The sequence below is a fragment of the Streptomyces sp. NPDC002784 genome, assembly GCF_053592135.1.
Window position 1 is genome coordinate 231,412 of the sequence record NZ_JBSFVD010000007.1, and the last position, 18,034, is coordinate 249,445.

Sequence of the window (18,034 nt, forward strand, 5' to 3'; positions counted from 1 at the left end):
CCGTGCGGGACGAGGCGAAGGGGAGTGGGGAGGGGACGAGAAGGTCGATCAACTTAGGTAAGCCTAACCTAATTTCATCGTGCGTCAGGCGGCCGGAACCCAACCCCTTCCGTGACGGTGGTCACTTCCGTCGCATCACTCGCCCAGCTCCCGCAGCTGTTCCTCCGTCAGACCGCGCCGCCAGTAGCCGACGAAGGTGACCCGGCGCCGGTCGATGCCGCGCTCCCCGACGAAGTGCCGGCGCAGCGCCTTCACGCACCCTGACTCGCCCGCGATCCAGACGTACGGGTGCACGGCGGCCGGGAGTTCGGTCCCGCGCAGGGCGTCGAGGGCCATGGGGGAGCCCTCGGCGCCCTGGTCGCTGCGGACCAGCCAGACGATCTCGGCGTCCGCCCGGGTCGCCGGCTCCTGGATGTCCCCGGAGTGCCGCACCTCCAGCCAGACCCGGGCCCGGGTGCCGGCCGGCAGCGACTCGACGATGGCGCAGACGGCCGGTACGGCGGTCTCGTCACCCCACAGCACCATGAGGTCGGTGTCCGCGGGCGGCCGGAACCGGATGGCCCGGTTGTCGGCGACCGCGGGCCCGATGAGCAGGACGCGGTCCCCGGCGGCGGCCCGCGAGGCCCATCGGGAGGCGGGCCCGGCGGGCTCGTGCAGCACGAAGTCGATGTCGATCTCGTCCGGGTCCCGCCGCAGCTCGCGCAGGGTGTACGAGCGCATCACGGCCCGTACGTCGTCCGGCAGGTCGCGCCAGCCCTGCCACCATCCGTCGCCGAGTTCGACGGGGACGACGGGCTCTTCCTGCCCCGGGTGCGGCAGGAACAGCGACAGCGACTGATCGCGGCCGTCGGAGCGGAAGTCGCTCAGCTCCGGTCCGCCGAACGTCACCCGGACCAGAGACGGACCGAGCCGCCGAGTCCGTACGACCTGAAGAGAGAAGAAACGGAAATCGACGGCTACGGCCGTGCTCATGGAGGCTCCTGGGTGAGCGTCAGGGGGCGACCGTCCGGGAGGTCAGCTGACCTTCTTCGCGTTCTCGATGGCCTCGGCCAGGTTGTCGAGCAGCGGCGTGCACTTGTCGTACGACAGGATCGGCTCCGGCGAGCGCGGGATGACCTGGCCGGCCTTGACGGCGGGCAGCTTCTTCCAGGTCGCCTCGGTGATGTCCGCGGGCTGGATCGTGGAGGAGCGGTCGTCCATCAGGATGATGTCGGCGTCGTACTTGTCGACGTTCTCCCAGCTGAGCGCCTCGTACCAGCCGGCGCTCTCGGCCTTCGCCTTCTCCGAGGGCTCGACGAAGTTCACGCCGAGGGACTTGAAGTACTCCAGGTCGATGGAGAAGTTGGTGCCGGAGACGTAGAAGATGCTCTCCGCGGCGGAGCCGGCCATCACCTTGATCTCGGGCTTGGCCTTGGCGGCGGCGCGCAGCCGGGCCGCGGCGGTCTCGAACTTCTTCTTGGACTCGGCGATCTCGGTGGACTTCATGTCCGCGCCCAGCGACTCGGCCAGCTCCCACATGCGCTGCAGCGGCTCGGTGAGCTGGCGGTCGAAGACGGAGATCGCGACGCTCGGGGCGAGCTTGGCGATCTTGTCCGCGGACTCGACGGGCACCGACCACAGGGTGCCGGCGTCGTCGAACGTCGTGGTGATGAGGACGTCGGGGGAGAGGGCCGCGTACTTCTCGATGTTGAGCTTGCCCCACTCGTTGCCGAGCACGGTGACCTTGCTGACGTCGAGGTCGCCGGCCTGGACGTCGGGCTTGCCGTCCGGGGTGGTGGTCGGGCCGAAGACGCCCTTGACCTGGATGCCGTAGTCGAAGAGGGCGGCGGCGACACCGGTGAACGCGACGGTGTTCGCCGGCGCCTTGTCGAGCTTCACGGTCGTGCCGCGGTCGTCCTTGAAGGACCACGGGCCGGACTTCGCGGCGGCCGTCTCCTGGTCAGAGCCACCGCTTTTGGTGTCGTCGTCGCCGCAGGCCGCGAGCACGGCACCGAGGCCGAGGGCGCCGCCCGCGGCGAGGATGCCACGGCGGGTGAGGTGGGTGGCGCTGGCGTGGGACATGGGTACGCTGCTTTCGAACGGGGCGATCTTCGCCGGACAATTCGAAGGTAGGTTAGCCTAACCTCATCAATTGTCCAGGGGTGGGCCCCCGCAGCGTCCCGCCCGTGAGCTGCTCGGGGGTCCAACTCGGGGGCCGGCGAAGGCCGTTGTCAGCTCGGCAGCCCCAGTTCCCGGGCGATCAGCATCCGCTGGACCTCGCTCGTGCCCTCGCCGATCTCCAGGATCTTGGAGTCGCGCCACATCCGGGCCACCGGGTACTCGTTCATAAAGCCGTAACCGCCGTGGATCTGGGTGGCGTCGCGGGCGTTGTCCACCGCGATCGTGGAGGAGTAGAGCTTGGCCAGCGCCGCCTCCTTCTTGAACGGCTCGCCCGCCACCAGCCGGCTCGCCGCGTCCCGCCAGGCCAGCCGGGCCGTGTGCGCCCGCATCTCCATGTCCGCGAGCTTGAACTGGACGGCCTGGTTGGCGCCGATCGGACGGCCGAAGGCGTGCCGCTCCTTGGCGTACCGGACCGACTCGTCCACGCAGCCCTGGGCCAGGCCCGTCGCCAGCGCCGCGATCGCCACCCGGCCCTCGTCGAGGATGCGCAGGAACTGGGCGTAGCCGCGGCCCTGGGTGCCCAGCAGATTGGCCCGCGGGACGCGGACGTCGGCGAAGGACAGCTCACGGGTGTCGGAGGCGTTCCAGCCGACCTTGGAGTACGCGGGGGCCACCGTGAAGCCCGGGGTGCCCGAGGGGACGATGATCGACGAGATCAGCGGGGCGCCGTCCGCCGGCCCGCGGTCGGTGACCGCCGTGACGGTGACCAGACCGGTGATGTCCGTACCGGAGTTGGTGATGAAGCACTTCGTGCCGTTGATCACCCATTCGTCGGTCTCCGGGTCCAGCTGGGCCGTGGTCCGGGTCGCGCCCGCGTCGGTGCCGCCGTCCGGCTCGGTCAGCCCGAAGGCGCCGAGGATCTCGCCCGAGCACAGCCGGGGCAGCCACTGGCGCTTCTGCTCCTCGGTGCCGAACAGATGGATCGGCATCGCGCCCAGCGAGACGCCCGCCTCCAGGGTGATGGCCACCGAGGAGTCGACGCGGGCCAGCTCCTCCAGGGCGATGCCCAGCGCGAGGTAGTCCCCGCCCATGCCGCCGTACTCCTCGGGGAACGGCAGTCCGAACAGGCCCATGCGGCCCATCTCGCGCACGATCTCGTACGGGAACTCATGGCGCTCGTACAGGTCGCCGATCTTCGGCGCCACGACGTCGTGCGCGAACTCCGCGACCGTGCGGCGCAGTTCTTCGAGCTCGGGGGAGAGCTTGTGGTCCATCGGGGTCACTCCTTGTGGGAGAGGGCTCGTACGGTGCGGGACGGGCTGGGGCGGCCCAGTCGGCCGGCCATCCACTCGCTTGTGGCGGCGAGACGGCCGAGGTCGACCCCGGTGTCGATGCCGAGGCCGTGCAGCATCCACACGAGGTCTTCGGTGGCGAGGTTGCCGGTGGCGGACTTCGCGTAGGGGCAGCCGCCGAGGCCGCCGGCGGAGGCGTCGACGGTGGTGACGCCGTGCTGGAGGGCGGCGTAGGTGTTGGCGAGGGCCTGGCCGTAGGTGTCGTGGAAGTGGACGGCGAGCCGGTCGACGGGCGTGCCGCGCCCGGTCAGTTCGGCCAGCAGGGCCCGGACGTGACCGGGTGTGGCCACGCCGATCGTGTCGCCCAGGCTCAGTTCGTCGCAGCCCATGCCGAGGAGGGCGTGGCAGACGTCGACGACCCGCGCGACGGGGACCGGGCCCTCCCACGGGTCGCCGAAGCACATGGAGAGATAGCCGCGCACGTGCACGCCCTCGGCCTTCGCGCGCGCGACGACCGGCTCGAACATCGCCAGGGCCTGCTCGACCGTGCGGTTGAGGTTGGCCTTCGCGAACGACTCGGTGGCGCTGGCGAAGACGGCGACGCGCCGGGCTCCGAGGGCCAGGGCGCGGTCCAGTCCGTGCTCGTTGGGGACCAGGACGGGAAGGTCCACCGGGAGGTGGCTCACCCGGGGGAACAGGTCCTCCGCGTCGGAGAGTTGGGGCACCCACTTGGGGTGGACGAAGCTGGTGGCCTCGATGGTGGTGAGGCCCGCGTCGGCGAGACGCCGGATGAACTCCGCCTTCGCGTCGGTGGGAACGGTCGCCTTCTCGTTCTGCAGTCCGTCCCGGGCGCCGACCTCGTGGATGCGGACACAGGCGGGCAGACCGGGTTCGGGGACCGCCATCGGGAGGGTCACCGGGCCGCCTCCTCGTGCGGTGCGATCACGGCCAGCACCTGGTCCATGGCGACCGTGGTGCCGGGCGAGACGTCCAGTTCGGCGACCGTGCCGGCGTGCGGGGCGGCGATGACGTGCTCCATCTTCATCGCCTCCACCACCAGCAGGCTCTGACCGGCGCTCACCTCGTCCCCGACGGCGACCTTCACCACCGTCACCGTGCCGGGCATGGGCGCGGTGAGCGAGTCGGCGCCGGAGTGGGCGGCGCGGGTCAGGGACGCGGCGACCGGGTCGTGGTCGCGCACGTGCCAGGCGTCGCCGTCCCGGCCGATCCAGTCGGCGGCGCGGTGGAAGGTGTGCCGGACGCCGTCGAGGGTGACGGAGACCCGGTCGCCGGTGACGGTGTGGGTGCCTCGCGGGACGTACTCGACGGGGTCACCACCGGCCACTCGCAGGGGGAAGGCGAGGGGCTTGGGCGTACCGCCGAGGCGCCAGCCGCTCGGCACCGAGAAGGGGTCCGTCCACCCCTCGCCCTCGGGCCGCAGCGCCGCCAGGCGTACGGCGGCCGCCGCCTCGTACACATCCTCGGGCACGTCGGCCGGGACCAGCCCGTCGGCGTCCCGCTCGACCAGACCGGTGTCCAGCTCACCGGCCACCACCGCCGGATGGGCCAGCAGCCGCCGCAGGAACCCGGCGTTGGTCTGCACCCCCAGCGTCACCGTCTCCGCGAGGGCCGCCCTGAGCTTGCGCAGCGCGGTCGCGCGGTCGGGGCCGTAGGCGATGACCTTGGACAGCATCGGGTCGTACAGGCTGCCGACCTCGGTGCCCTCGGTGAGCCCGGAGTCCGTGCGCACGCCGTCGCCCTGCGGCTCGCGCAGGCGCAGCACGGTGCCGCCCGAGGGGAGGAACCCGCGGGCGGGGTCTTCCGCGCAGAGACGGGCCTCGACCGCGTGCCCGGTGAGCGTGATGTCGTCCTGGGTGAAGGCGAGCCTCTCCCCGGCCGCGACCCGCAGCTGCCACTCCACCAGGTCGATGCCGGTGATCAGCTCGGTGACCGGGTGCTCCACCTGGAGGCGGGTGTTCATCTCCATGAAGCAGTACGCGGAGGGGTCGCCGCCGGGGACGATGAACTCCACCGTGCCCGCGCCCCGGTAGCCGCAGGAGCGGGCCGCCTGCACGGCCGCCTCGCCCATCGCCGCCCGGGTCTCCTCGTCCAGCAGGACGCTCGGCGCCTCCTCGATGATCTTCTGGTGGCGCCGCTGGAGGGAGCACTCGCGCTCGCCGAGGTGGACGACCTGGCCGTGGCCGTCCGCCAGCACCTGGATCTCGATGTGCCGGGGCCGGTCGATCCACCGCTCGACCAGGAGCGTGTCGTCGCCGAAGGAGGCCGCGGCCTCGCGCCGGGCCGCCGCGATCTCCTCCTCCAGCACGGAGAGGTCCCGCACCAGGCGCATGCCCTTGCCGCCGCCGCCCGCGCTCGGCTTCAGCAGCACCGGAGCGCCCAGCTCCCGGGCCGCCCGCGCCAGTTCGGGGTCGCGTCCGCCGGGGACGACGGGGACGCCGGCCGCCTGCACGGTCTCCTTGGCGCGGATCTTGTCGCCCATCAGGGCGATCGCCTCGGCCGGCGGCCCGATGAAGACCAGGCCCGCCGCGGCGCACGCCCGCGCGAAGTCGGCGTTCTCGGCGAGGAAGCCGTAGCCGGGGTGGACGGCCTGGGCGCCGGTGCGGGCGGCGGCGTCGAGGATGCGCTCCGCGGACAGATAGCTCGCCGGCGCCGGCGCCGGCCCGATCCGGACCGCCGTGTCGGCCTCCCGGACGTGCCGCGCGTCGGCGTCGGCGTCGGAGAAGACGGCGACCGAGCGGACGCCCAGGGTGCGCAGGGTGCGGATGACGCGGACCGCGATCTCGCCCCGGTTGGCCACGAGGACTGTGTCGAACATGGTCATCGGTAAATGCCCCTCACATCCGGAAGACGCCGAACTGGGGGTCACCCAGGGGCGCGTTGGCGCAGGCCGTCAGTGCCAGGCCCAGCACCTGCCGGGTCTCCAGCGGGTCGATCACTCCGTCGTCCCAGAGGCGGGCCGTGGCGTAGTAGGCGTTGCCCTGACGCTCGTACTGGGCGCGGATCGGCGCCTTGAACGCCTCTTCCTCCTCGGCCGGCCACTGCTCGCCGCGCCCCTCCAGCTGGTCGCGCTTGACGGTGGCGAGGACCGAGGACGCCTGCTCGCCGCCCATGACGGAGATCTTGGCGCCCGGCCACATCCACAGGAAGCGGGGCGAGTAGGCCCGGCCGCACATGGAGTAGTTCCCGGCGCCGTAGGAACCGCCCACCACGACCGTCAGCTTCGGCACGCGGGTCGTCGCCACCGCCGTCACCATCTTGGCGCCGTGCTTGGCGATGCCGCCCGCCTCGTAGTCCCGGCCGACCATGAACCCGGAGATGTTCTGCAGGAACACCAGCGGGATCCCGCGCTGGTCGCACAGCTCGATGAAGTGGGCGCCCTTCTGGGCGGACTCGGAGAACAGGATGCCGTTGTTGGCGACGATGCCGACCGGGTGGCCGTGGATCCGGGCGAAGCCGGTGACCAGGGTCTGCCCGAACTCGGACTTGAACTCCGCGAACCGGGAGCCGTCGACCACGCGCGCGATGATCTCGCGGACGTCGTAGGGCGTGCGGGGGTCCGCGGGCACCGCGCCGTACAGGCCGTAGGGGTCGACCTTGGGCTCGGCGGCCGGCCGCACCTGCCAGGGGAGCGCCGCGCGCGCGGGGAGGGTGCCGACGATGTTCCGGACGATCCGCAGGGCGTGCGCGTCGTCCTCCGCGAGATGGTCGGTCACGCCCGACACCCGCGCGTGGACCTCGCCGCCGCCTAGCTCCTCGGCGGTGACGACCTCACCGGTGGCGGCCTTCACCAGCGGGGGGCCGCCGAGGAAGATCGTGCCCTGGTTGCGGACGATGACGGCCTCGTCGCTCATCGCGGGGACGTACGCCCCGCCCGCCGTGCAGGAGCCGAGGACGGCCGCGATCTGCGGGATGCCCGCGCCGGACATCCGGGCCTGGTTGTAGAAGATCCGCCCGAAGTGGTCGCGGTCGGGGAAGACCTCGTCCTGCAGGGGCAGGAAGGCGCCGCCGGAGTCGACGAGGTACAGACAGGGCAGCCGGTTCTCCAGGGCCACCTCCTGCGCCCGCAGATGCTTCTTCACCGTCATCGGGTAGTAGGTGCCGCCCTTGACGGTGGCGTCATTGGCGACGATCACGCACTCGCGCCCGCTGACCCGGCCGATCCCGGCGATCACCCCCGCCGCCGGGGCCTGTCCGTCGTACATGCCGTCGGCCGCGAGGGGCGCCAGCTCCAGGAAGGGCGAGCCCGGGTCGAGCAGGGTGTCCACCCGGTCCCGGGGCAGCAGCTTGCCGCGCGCGGTGTGCCGGGCGCGCGCCTTCTCCCCACCGCCCTCACGGGCGGCGGCGAGCTTGGCGCGCAGCTCCTCCACCAGCGCGAGCTGCGCCTCCTCATTGGCCTTCCAGGCCTCCGACGCGGGATCTGCCGCACTCGTCAGCTCGGGTGCCTCATGCATCCTGCGGTCCCCTCACCTTGTTAATGAGCGTTAACGCATTTCCTTCAGGTTAACGACCGCTAACCTCCCTGTCTAGAATTGGCGCATGGCCACCAGAACCGACGCACCCACCCGTCGTGAGCAGATCCTCAAGGAGGCCGCGCGGCTGTTCGCCGAACGCGGCTTCCACGGCGTGGGGGTCGACGAGATAGGCGCCGCCGTGGGCATCAGCGGCCCCGGCCTCTACCGGCACTTCGCGGGCAAGGACGCGATGCTCGCGGAGCTGCTGGTGGGCATCAGCGGTCAGCTGCTGACCGGGGCCAGGCGGCGCCTGGCGGAGGCCGACGGCGGGGGTCCCGACGAGATCCTGGACTCCCTCATCGAGGGCCACATCGACTTCGCGCTCGACGACCGTCCCCTGATCACCCTGCACGACCGCGAGCTGGACCGCCTGCGCGACAGCGACCGCAAGCTGGTCCGCCAGCTCCAGCGGCAGTACGTCGAGCTGTGGGTGGACGTGGTCCGCAAGGTCTACCCGGCGCTCACCGAGCCCACCGCCCGCTCGGCCGTCCACTCGGTCTTCGGCCTGCTGAACTCCACGCCGCATCTGGGGCGGCCGGGCGCGCTGCCGGGGCGCGGGGTGACGGCCGGGCTGCTGCACCGGATGGCCCGGGGGGCGTTCGGCGCGGCGGGCGGGGAGGCGTGACGAGCGTTACGGGGCCGCTCCTCTGGACGGGTGTTCATACTCGCCGGTACGGTAGGTGAGCAAGCGCTTAGACACAGGTGGAGGTGGCGGCCGTGCGCCGTACGGTGTTCAACGAGGATCACGAGGCGTTCCGGGAGACCATCCGCGCCTTCATCGAGGCCGAGGTCGTACCGGTGTACGACGAGTGGTTCGCGGCGGGCCAGGCGCCCCGCGACTTCTACTACCAGCTCGGCGAGCTGGGCGTCTTCGGCATCAACGTGCCCGAGGAGTTCGGCGGCGCGGGTCTGGACACCCACAAGTTCGAGGCCGTCCTCTACGAGGAGACCGCCCGCGCGGGCGTCCAGTTCGGCGGCTCCGGGGTGCACGTGCTGCTCGCCCTGCCGTACATCAAGTCGCTCGCCACCGACGAGCAGAAGAAGCGCTACCTGCCCAAGTTCGTCTCCGGCGAGGAGATGTGGGCGCTGGCGATGACCGAGCCGGGCACCGGCTCCGACCTCGCGGGCATGAAGACCACCGCCAAGCTCTCCGAGGACGGCACCCACTACGTCCTCAACGGCTCCAAGACCTTCATCACCGGCGGCGTCCACGCCGACCGCGTGATCGTCTGCGCCCGCACCGCCGCGCCCACCGCCGAGGACCGCCGCTACGGCATCTCCCTGTTCGCCGTGGACACCAAGTCCGAGGGCTACTCCATCGGCCGCAAGCTCGACAAGCTGGGCCTGCGCACCTCCGACACCGCCGAGCTGGCGTTCGTCGACGTGAAGGTGCCGGCCGAGGACCTGATGGGCGAGGAGAACCGGGGCTTCTCCTACCTCGGCAGCAACCTCCCCTCCGAGCGCTGGGGCATCGCCTACGGCGCCTACGCGCAGGCCAAGGCCGCCGTCCGGTTCGCCCAGCAGTACGTCACCGAGCGCACGGTCTTCGGCAAGCCGGTCGCCGCGTTCCAGAACACCAAGTTCGAGCTGGCCGCCTGCAAGGCCGAGGTGGACGCGGCCGAGGCCGTCGCCGACCGCGCCCTGGAGGCGCTGGACGCCGGTGAGCTGACCGCGGCCGAGGCCGCCAGCGCCAAGCTGTTCTGCACCGAGGTCGCGCACCGCGTCATCGACCGCTGCCTCCAGCTGCACGGCGGCTACGGCTTCATGAACGAGTACCCGATCGCCCGCCTGTACGCGGACAACCGGGTCAACCGGATCTACGGCGGCACCAGCGAGATCATGAAGACGATCATCGCGAAGGACATGGGTCTGTAAGGTCCCGGACATTACCGGCCGGTACAACCTTCACATGAGCCAGGCACTACAGGATCTCCTCGATCTGCTCGACCTGGAGCAGATCGAGGAGAACATCTTCCGCGGCCAGTCCCGGTCCGCCGTCGTCCCGCGCGTGTTCGGCGGGCAGGTCGCGGCCCAGGCGCTCGTCGCCGCCGGGCGGACGGTCCCCCAGGACCGGCTCGCCCATTCCCTGCACGCGTACTTCCTGCGCATCGGCGACCCCGGCGCGCCCATCGTCTACACCGTCGACCGCATGAACGACGGCCGGTCCTTCACGGCCCGCCGGGTGGTCGCCGTCCAGCACGGGCAGCCGATCTTCGCCCTGTCCGCGTCCTTCCAGCGCCCGGAGCAGGGCTTCGAGCACCAGGCCCCGATGCCCGGCGCCCCCGACCCCGCCACGCTCCCCACCTCCGAGGAGCGGCTGACGGGGTACGGCCATCTCGACCGCGGCATCCTGGAGAAGTTCCTGGAGGCCCGCGCCGCCGTGGACGTGCGCTACGTCGACGAGCCCCCCTTCGGGCGGTTCGGCGAGCCGCGCGAACCGCACTCCCAGGTCTGGTTCCGCACCAACGGCAAGCTCGACAGCGAGGTCGACGACCCCCTGATGCACGTCGTCCTCGCCACGTACGTCTCCGACATGACGCTGCTGGACTCGGTCCTGCTCGCGCACGGCCGGGGCGGCTGGGCCGTCGGCGACGTGGTCGGCGCCTCGCTGGACCACGCGATGTGGTTCCACCGGCCGTTCCGCGCCGACGAGTGGCTGCTGTACGACCAGCACTCCCCGTCGGCCTCCGGCGGCCGCGGCCTGGGCCAGGCCCGCATCTACACCCAGGACGGCCGCCTGGCCGTCTCGGTCATCCAGGAGGGCGTGGTCCGCGCCCCCCGGACCTGACCGCCCTCCCGGACCCGAGCCCTACGCCAGTCCCGCCTCCGCCAGCAGGTACGCCGTCATCGGGTCGTAGTAGCGGGGGCTGACCACGTGGTCGTCGAGGGGCACCGTCACCTGGACGGTGCCCTCCGACTCGGCGAGGAAGAGGGCCGGGTCGTTGGAGTCGGCGTAACCGACCGAGTCGACGCCGTGCTGTCCCGCGTACCCCGCCCAGCCGTGGTCGGCGACGACCAGGTCAGGCAGCGGGCTGCCGTGCCGCTCCAGGGCCGTGAGGATGGCCTTCATCGGCTCCCCGGAGTGGGTGTGCCACAGCGTGGCGCCGTGCTCCAGCATCGCCACGTCCGCGAACTGCATGACGTACCCCTCGTCCGTCCGGAGCCCGTCGGGGATCACCACGATGTCGCAGCCGGCCGTGCGCAGGGCGGCGGCGGTGGCGCGGTGCACGTCGAGCAGGCCGCCGGGGTGGCCGGTGGCGAACAGCACCCGCTGGCCGCCGTCGGCCGCCTTGCGCAGCCGGCCCGCCATCCGCTCCAGCGCGGCGACCGTCAGTTCGGGGTCGATGGTGTCCTGGCCGTACCGGTACTCGGGGTCGTCGTTCACCCCGACCCGCTCCGCCATCACCGCGAGCACGTCCTGCTCGTCGGTCCAGCGGTCACCCAGCTCCAGGCCGAGCCAGAAGTTGCGGTCGCCGTTCGCGAGCTTGCGGTAATGGGAGAGGTTGTTCTCGCGGGGAGTGGCTACGTCGCCCGCGATACGGGTTCTGACGAGGTGTTCGACGAGCTCGGCTCGGCTGGGTGTCCCGGGTATCGGCATGTGTCCCATTGTGGGGCAGACCCCCGGGGACGCGCCGGGTGTCCCGGACGCTGGGACGCGGGTCACTGCCGCAGCGCGAACCACAGCTCCATGCGGACGTCCGGGTCGTCGAGATCGGCGCCGAGCAGGGCCGCGCAGCGGGCGATGCGCTGGCGGACGGTGTTGCGGTGCACGGCGAGGGCGACCGCGGTCCGGTCCCAACTTCCGTGCAGGGAGAGCCAGGTGCGGAGCGTGTCGACGAGCGCCGGCGGGTGCGCGATCGGTGCGAGGAGGGCACGGGCGTGGGCCTCGGCCTCGTCGTGCGGCACGAGGTCGGCGAGGCCGGGGCGGGCGCCGTGGCGGACCAGCGGGGCGCGGGTGGCGCGGGCGCGGGCGAGCGCGCGGGCGGCCCGGGTGTCCGCGGCGGGCCACTCGGCGGGGGTGGCCGGGTCGCTGACACCGAGGGTCCAGCCGGGCTGGGGGGCCGGTTCGCGGGCGGCGGGGACGAGGACGCGTACGACGTCCCCGGCGAGGTCGACGAGGGGGGAGCCGAGGGCGGCTCCGAGCGCGGAGGCGGCCACCGGGTCGGGAGCGGCGGGGGAGGCGGGGGAGTCGGGGCGGGCGTGCACGACGAGCCAGGGGGCGGTGCCCAGGAGGGGGGCGACGGCTTCGGGGGCGGCGCCGAGGAGGAGCCGCACGAGCGCGGAGGTACGGGCCGCTCCGGTGCCGCTCTGCTGCTCCCCGGTGAGCAGGGAGAGGAGTACGGCGGCGACGGAGGCGATGGTGTGGTCGGCGGGGTCCCGCCGGGGTGCGGCCACACCGAGGACGAAGCCGTGGGAGGGCGCCAGCGCGTAGGCGGCGAGGTGGGTGCCGGCGACGGTGTCGGTGGCGGAGGCGGGGGTGGGGGTGGGCGCCGCGCCGGGGGCACGGCCGGGCGGGGTTGCGGCGGGGGTGCGGCTGCCTGGGGCTGTGGTGGAGGGTGCGGTACCGCTGCGGGCGGGTGTGGCGGAGGTGGGGGCCGCCTGCCCACGCTCACGGGGCGCCGCCCCGGGGGCGCGGCTGCCCGGGGATGCGGCGGGGGTTGGGGCGGGTGCGGCTTGCCCGCGCTCGCGGGGGGTTGCGGCGGGGGTGCGGCTGCCTGGGGCTGTGGCGTAGGTGGCGGTAGGCGCCGCTTGCCCCTGCTCGCGGGGTGGTGCCCCGGCACCACCGGCCGGGGCTGTGGCGGAGGGGGCGGGAGCGCTGCGGTTGGGCGTGACGGAGGCAGGGGCCGCTTGCCCCTGCTCGCGGGGCGGGGCTGCGGTCGGGGGAGCGGCACTGCTCCGGGCAGACGTGGCGGCGGTGGCGGTAGGCACCGCTTGCCCCTGCTCGCGGGGCGCTGTGCCGGGGGCGTGGCTGGCTGTGGCTGTTCCGGATGGGGTGGGTGCCGCTTGGGCGCGCTCGTGGGGCGGGGCCCCTACGGCGCGGCCGGCTGCGGCTGTGCCCGATGGGGCGCCCGTGGCTGGGGCCGAGTCCGTCGGGGCCGCGCTCCGGGGGCGTACCACCTCCGCCAGATCCGCCAGCGCCCCTTCCGCCTCCGCCCCCGCCCCGCGGCCCGCCGACGCGATCACGGTGCCCTCGGGGCCGTACAGGGCCGCCCAGCCCCCCACCCGCTGGGCCAGCTGCCGCAGTACCGCGCGCACCGGGTCCGGGCGGGACGCCGCCGCGGCCAGGCTCTGCTGGGCCTCCGTCACCCGGCGCAGTTCGGCCAGCCGGGCCTGGGCCATGAGCTGCCAGACCGCCCGTGCCACGCCGGAGAACGTCGTCCGGGGCGGGACCTCCAGGAGCGGCAGGCCGTAGGACTCGCAGGCCGCCACCAGGGCGCGCGGCACCGTGTCGTGGACCGGCGCCAGGCCGAAGCCGAGGGCCGTGCCGCCCGCCTGCAGAATCCGCGAGACGTAGTCGTCGAAGTACGTGCCCGAGCCCGCCGCCTCGGGGATGTGGACGCCCGCCGTGAGCAGCAGCTCCCCGCCCAGCAGATAGGGGTACGGGTCCGCCATCTCCGACGTGTGCGCCCAGTGGATCACGAGGTCCGGATCCGTCGGGCCCGCGATCTGCCGCAGCGCCAGGTCCTCGCGGGCCAGCAGCGCCGACAGCGGCACCGCCGGGGTGGGTGGGACGGACGGGTCCGGCATGGTGTGCGTTCCCTCCACTCCGTACGGCCGCAATGGATGAAACGTACACTTCGCAGTCGCTTTCCGGCCACCTAGTGTCGGTCCCGACCGGCAGCCGCGGGTACGGGCGGATGTCCCCGCGAGCCGCTGCCGACGTCCCCACCCCCACGTATCTGCACGACACGCCACCGGGATGTGCGAAGGAGGCCCCACCATGGCCGTCGACTACACAGTGATCGTCGTCTATCTGGCCGGCATGCTGGCCATGGGCTGGTGGGGCATGCGCCGCGCCAAGTCCAAGAGCGAGTTCCTGGTCGCCGGGCGCCGGCTCGGCCCGGCCATGTACTCCGGGACCATGGCCGCCATCGTCCTCGGCGGCGCGTCCACCATCGGCGGGGTCGGCCTGGGCTACCAGTACGGGCTCTCCGGCGCCTGGATGGTCTTCACCATCGGCCTCGGGCTGCTCGCCCTCTCCGTCTTCTTCTCCGCCCGGATCGCCCGGCTGAAGGTCTACACCGTCTCCGAGATGCTCGACCTGCGCTACGGCGGCCGGGCCGGGGTCATCTCGGGTGTCGTCATGTGGGCGTACACCCTCATGCTCGCCGTCACCTCGACGATCGCCTACGCCACGATCTTCGACGTGCTCTTCGACATGAACCGCACGCTCGCGATCGTCCTCGGCGGCTCGATCGTCGTCGCCTACTCCACGCTCGGCGGCATGTGGTCGATCACCCTCACCGACATGGTGCAGTTCGTCGTCAAGACCATCGGCGTCCTGCTCCTGCTGCTGCCCATCGCCGTCGTCAAGGCCGGCGGGTTCAGCGAGATGAAGGCCCAGCTGCCCACGGAGTACTTCGACCCGCTGGGCATCGGCGGCGAGACGATCTTCACGTACGTGCTCATCTACACGTTCGGCATGCTCATCGGGCAGGACATCTGGCAGCGCGTCTTCACCGCCCGCAGTGACCGGACCGCCCGGTGGGGCGGCACGGTCGCCGGTACCTACTGTCTCGTCTACGCCCTCGCCGGCGCCGTCATCGGCACCGCCGCCAAGGTGCTCTACCCGAACCTGGCCAACGCCGACGACGCCTTCGCCACCATCGTCAAGGACGAGCTGCCCATGGGTGTGCGGGGCCTGGTGCTGGCCGCCGCCCTGGCCGCCGTGATGTCCACGTCCTCCGGCGCCCTCATCGCCTGCGCCACCGTCGCCAACAACGACATCTGGTCCCGGCTGCGGGGCCTGGCGAAGGGATCCGCCGAGGAGCACGACGAGGTCCGGGGCAACCGCGCCTTCATCCTGATCATGGGTGTCGCGGTGATCGCCACGGCCATCGTGCTGAACAACGTCGTCGAGGCGCTGACCGTCGCCTACAACCTCCTCGTCGGCGGACTGCTCGTGCCGATCCTCGGCGGGCTGCTGTGGAAGCGCGGCACCGCGCAGGGCGCCCTCGCCGCGGTGATCGTCGGCGGAGTCGCGGTCGTCGGCCTGATGGCGACCCACGGCATCCTGGCCAACGAACCCGTCTACTACGGCCTGCTGTCTTCCCTCGCGGCCTACCTCGCCGTCTCCTTGATGACGAAGCCCACCGACGCGGCCGTCCTCGCCGCCTGGCGCGAACGCCTCGCCGGCCGGACCCCCGAACTCGTGTCCGAACCCGCCCCGGCTCACCAGTAGAGTCGTAGACACATGCACATACGCGACGAAGCGTAGGAAAGAAGGCAGTTCCCCATGAGCAGCAACGAGACGCCCCGTGGCCCCGTCGACTCCTCGCGCATCCCGCGCTACGCCGGACCCGCGACCTTCGCCCGGCTGCCGCGCCTGGACGAGGTCGGCACCGCCGACGTCGCCGTGATCGGCGTGCCCTTCGACTCGGGTGTCTCCTACCGGCCCGGCGCCCGCTTCGGCGGCAACGCCATCCGCGAGGCGTCGCGGCTGCTGCGCCCCTACAACCCCGCGCAGGACGCGTCCCCGTTCGCGCTGGCCCAGGTCGCCGACGGCGGCGACATCGCGGTGAACCCGTTCAACATCAACGAGGCCGTCGAGACCGTCGAGGCCGCCGCCGACGACCTGCTCGGCACCGGCGCCCGGCTGATGACCCTGGGCGGCGACCACACCATCGCGCTGCCGCTGCTGCGGTCCGTCGCCAAGAAGCACGGGCCCGTCGCCCTGCTCCACTTCGACGCCCACCTCGACACCTGGGACACCTACTTCGGCGCCGAGTACACGCACGGCACGCCGTTCCGGCGCGCGGTGGAGGAGGGCATCCTCGACACCTCGGCCCTCTCGCACGTCGGCACCCGCGGTCCGCTGTACGGCAAGCAGGACCTCACCGACGACGAGAAGATGGGCTTCGGCATCGTCACCTCCGCCGACGTCTACCGCCGGGGCGCCGACGAGATCGCCGACCAGCTGCGCCAGCGCATCGGCGACCGCCCGCTGTACATCTCCATCGACATCGACTGCCTGGACCCGGCGCACGCGCCCGGCACCGGCACCCCCGAGGCGGGCGGCATGACCTCCCGCGAGCTGCTGGAGATCCTGCGCGGACTCGCCTCCTGCCACCTCGTCTCGGCGGACGTCGTCGAGGTGGCGCCCGCGTACGATCACGCCGAGATCACGTCGGTGGCCGCGTCCCACACGGCGTACGAACTGACCACCATCATGTCCCGCCAGATTGCAGAGGCCCGCGCGAAGTGACTCACGACCACGACCTGGTACTCCGCCCCACCGCCGCCCAGACGGAGGCCGCGCTGAACCCTCCCCCCGGACGCAACGGCGGAGACCTGGTCGTGGAGACGCTGGCCGCGCTCGGGGCGACCACCGTCTTCGGCCTCCCCGGCCAGCACGCGCTCGGCATGTTCGACGCGCTGAGCCGCTCGGACCTGCGCTACGTGGGCCTGCGCGTGGAGAACAACGCCGGGTTCGCGGCGGACGCCTACGGCCGGATCACCGGGGAGGCGGCGCCGCTGCTGCTGTCGACCGGCCCCGGCGCGCTGACCTCGCTGGCGGCGCTGCAGGAGGCGGCGGCCGCCTCGGCGCCGGTGCTGGCGATCAGCAGCCAGGTCCCCACCGCGGGTCTGGGCGGCGGACGCCACGGCTATCTGCACGAACTCCCCGACCAGGCGGCCTCGTTCCGGGGCGTGGTGAAGTCCGTGCACACCGTGCGCACCCAGTCCCAGATCGCGTCCGCGGTCGAGGCGGCCTGGAAGTCGGCGCTGACCGCCCCGCACGGGCCGGTGTGGGTGGAGATCCCGCAGGACGTGCTGCTCGCCCAGACGGCGATTCCGGTGGTGACGGGCGGCGACGCCTTCCCCGAGGAGCTGCCGCCGCGGCCCGAACTGACGGCGGTGGCGGCCGACTTGCTGTCGAAGGCGGCCCGGCCGGCGATCATCGCGGGCGGGGGAGTCGTACGGGCGGACGCGAGCGGCAAGCTGCGGCGGCTGGCGGAGGTGTTGCAGGCCCCCGTGGTCACCACGCCCGGCGGCAAGGGCGCCTTCCCGTGGACGCATCCGCTGTCCCTGCAGTCCTGGATCGAGGACCGGTACACGACGGACTTCCTGGAGGACGCGGACGTCCTGCTGGTGGTCGGCTCGGGACTGGGCGAACTCTCCTCGAACTACCACACGTTCAAGCCGCGCGGCCGGGTCGTCCAGATCGAGGCGGACCTCGGCAAGCTGGAGTCCAACCATCCGGCGCTCGGCATCCACGCGGACGCCCGGCTCGCGCTGCAGGCGCTGTTGGAGACGGTGTCGGAGCGCACCGACCCCTCGGCGCCCGACCGGGTGCGGGCGCTGCTCGCCAGGGTCGGCGAGCGCATCGCCGCCCAGGAACTCACCCTGGAACAGCAGGTACTGGCCTCCGTCCGCAACGCCCTGCCCGCCGACTCGCCGTCCTTCTGGGACATGACGATCCTGGCGTACTGGGCCTGGTCGGCCTTCGACGCCAAGGGCCCGAACCGGATGCACTCCGCCCAGGGCGCCGGCGGCCTCGGCTACGGCTTCCCGGCGGCGCTGGGCGCGGCGGCGGCCGACCCGACCCACCCGGTGCTCGCCGTCTCGGGCGACGGCGGGGCGCTGTACTCCATCGCGGAGCTGGCTACGGCCCGCCAGTACGACCTGAACGTCACCTGGCTGATCGTCGACGACGGCGGTTACGGCATCCTGCGCGAGTACATGACGGACGCGTTCGGCCGGCCCACGGCGACCGAGCTGACCCGCCCGGACTACGTGGCGCTGGCCGAGTCCTTCGGCGTCCCCGGGGTGCGGACCACCCCGGAGACACTGGAGGCGGACCTGGCCAAGGCGCTCTCCGCGCCCGGCCCTTCGGTGGTCGTGCTCCCGGCGGTGCTGCGCATGTTCGCGCCCACGCACCTCGGAGGGTGA

General features: G+C 72.5%; 14 protein-coding genes. 6 read left to right on the top strand and 8 right to left on the bottom strand.

Annotated elements, in window-relative coordinates:
- Nucleotides 1-135: 135 nt before the first annotated feature.
- From ACWD1Z_RS16580 to ACWD1Z_RS16605, 6 genes are all read right to left on the bottom strand, one after another.
- The gene (locus tag ACWD1Z_RS16580; RefSeq protein WP_451119251.1) at nt 136-972 is read right to left on the bottom strand and encodes a siderophore-interacting protein; all 837 of its coding nucleotides are present in this window, start codon (nt 970-972) and stop codon (nt 136-138) included.
- A 42-nt stretch (nt 973-1,014) separates the two neighbouring features.
- Entirely contained in the window at nt 1,015-2,061 is a 1,047-nt protein-coding gene (locus tag ACWD1Z_RS16585; protein ID WP_451119253.1) for an ABC transporter substrate-binding protein, read from the bottom strand.
- Nucleotides 2,062-2,210: 149 nt separating this feature from the next.
- On the bottom strand, nt 2,211-3,374 hold the full coding sequence (locus ACWD1Z_RS16590) for an acyl-CoA dehydrogenase family protein (RefSeq protein WP_451119255.1): 1,164 nt from the start codon (nt 3,372-3,374) through the stop codon (nt 2,211-2,213).
- A gap of 5 nt (nt 3,375-3,379) precedes the next feature.
- Nucleotides 3,380-4,309, bottom strand: a complete 930-nt coding sequence (locus tag ACWD1Z_RS16595; protein ID WP_451119257.1) for a hydroxymethylglutaryl-CoA lyase — start codon at nt 4,307-4,309, stop codon at nt 3,380-3,382.
- On the bottom strand, nt 4,306-6,228 hold the full coding sequence (locus ACWD1Z_RS16600) for an ATP-binding protein (protein ID WP_451119340.1): 1,923 nt from the start codon (nt 6,226-6,228) through the stop codon (nt 4,306-4,308). The genes ACWD1Z_RS16595 and ACWD1Z_RS16600 overlap by 4 nt, the downstream gene beginning before the upstream one ends.
- A gap of 19 nt (nt 6,229-6,247) precedes the next feature.
- Nucleotides 6,248-7,864, bottom strand: a complete 1,617-nt coding sequence (locus ACWD1Z_RS16605; RefSeq protein ID WP_451119259.1) for a carboxyl transferase domain-containing protein — start codon at nt 7,862-7,864, stop codon at nt 6,248-6,250.
- An 85-nt stretch (nt 7,865-7,949) separates the two neighbouring features.
- Between ACWD1Z_RS16605 and ACWD1Z_RS16610 the strand changes: the two genes are divergently transcribed.
- The 3 genes from ACWD1Z_RS16610 (at nt 7,950) to ACWD1Z_RS16620 (ending at nt 10,712) form a co-directional block, all read left to right on the top strand.
- A complete protein-coding gene (locus ACWD1Z_RS16610; RefSeq protein ID WP_451119261.1) occupies nt 7,950-8,549 on the top strand; it encodes an SACE_7040 family transcriptional regulator in 600 nt (199 codons plus the stop codon).
- Between the two features lie 92 nt (nt 8,550-8,641).
- The gene (locus ACWD1Z_RS16615; protein WP_389415866.1) at nt 8,642-9,799 is read left to right on the top strand and encodes an acyl-CoA dehydrogenase family protein; all 1,158 of its coding nucleotides are present in this window, start codon (nt 8,642-8,644) and stop codon (nt 9,797-9,799) included.
- Nucleotides 9,800-9,833: 34 nt separating this feature from the next.
- Entirely contained in the window at nt 9,834-10,712 is an 879-nt protein-coding gene (locus ACWD1Z_RS16620; protein WP_451119263.1) for an acyl-CoA thioesterase, read from the top strand.
- A 21-nt stretch (nt 10,713-10,733) separates the two neighbouring features.
- On the opposite strand, the gene ACWD1Z_RS16625 is transcribed toward ACWD1Z_RS16620, so the two are convergent.
- Both ACWD1Z_RS16625 and ACWD1Z_RS16630 read right to left on the bottom strand, forming a co-directional pair.
- Nucleotides 10,734-11,522 carry a phosphatase gene (locus ACWD1Z_RS16625; RefSeq protein WP_451119265.1) on the bottom strand — a complete coding sequence of 263 codons (789 nt, stop codon included), beginning with the start codon at nt 11,520-11,522 and terminating at the stop codon, nt 10,734-10,736.
- A 62-nt stretch (nt 11,523-11,584) separates the two neighbouring features.
- Entirely contained in the window at nt 11,585-13,672 is a 2,088-nt protein-coding gene (locus ACWD1Z_RS16630; protein ID WP_451119267.1) for a helix-turn-helix domain-containing protein, read from the bottom strand.
- 193 nt (nt 13,673-13,865) lie between these two features.
- Between ACWD1Z_RS16630 and ACWD1Z_RS16635 the strand changes: the two genes are divergently transcribed.
- The 3 genes from ACWD1Z_RS16635 to ACWD1Z_RS16645 are packed head-to-tail and all read left to right on the top strand — an operon-like array spanning nt 13,866 to nt 18,034.
- Nucleotides 13,866-15,326 carry a sodium:solute symporter gene (locus tag ACWD1Z_RS16635; protein ID WP_451119269.1) on the top strand — a complete coding sequence of 487 codons (1,461 nt, stop codon included), beginning with the start codon at nt 13,866-13,868 and terminating at the stop codon, nt 15,324-15,326.
- Nucleotides 15,327-15,380: 54 nt separating this feature from the next.
- Nucleotides 15,381-16,349, top strand: a complete 969-nt coding sequence (speB, locus tag ACWD1Z_RS16640) for an agmatinase (RefSeq protein ID WP_389415872.1) — start codon at nt 15,381-15,383, stop codon at nt 16,347-16,349.
- Entirely contained in the window at nt 16,346-18,034 is a 1,689-nt protein-coding gene (locus tag ACWD1Z_RS16645; protein WP_451119271.1) for a thiamine pyrophosphate-binding protein, read from the top strand. The genes speB and ACWD1Z_RS16645 overlap by 4 nt, the downstream gene beginning before the upstream one ends.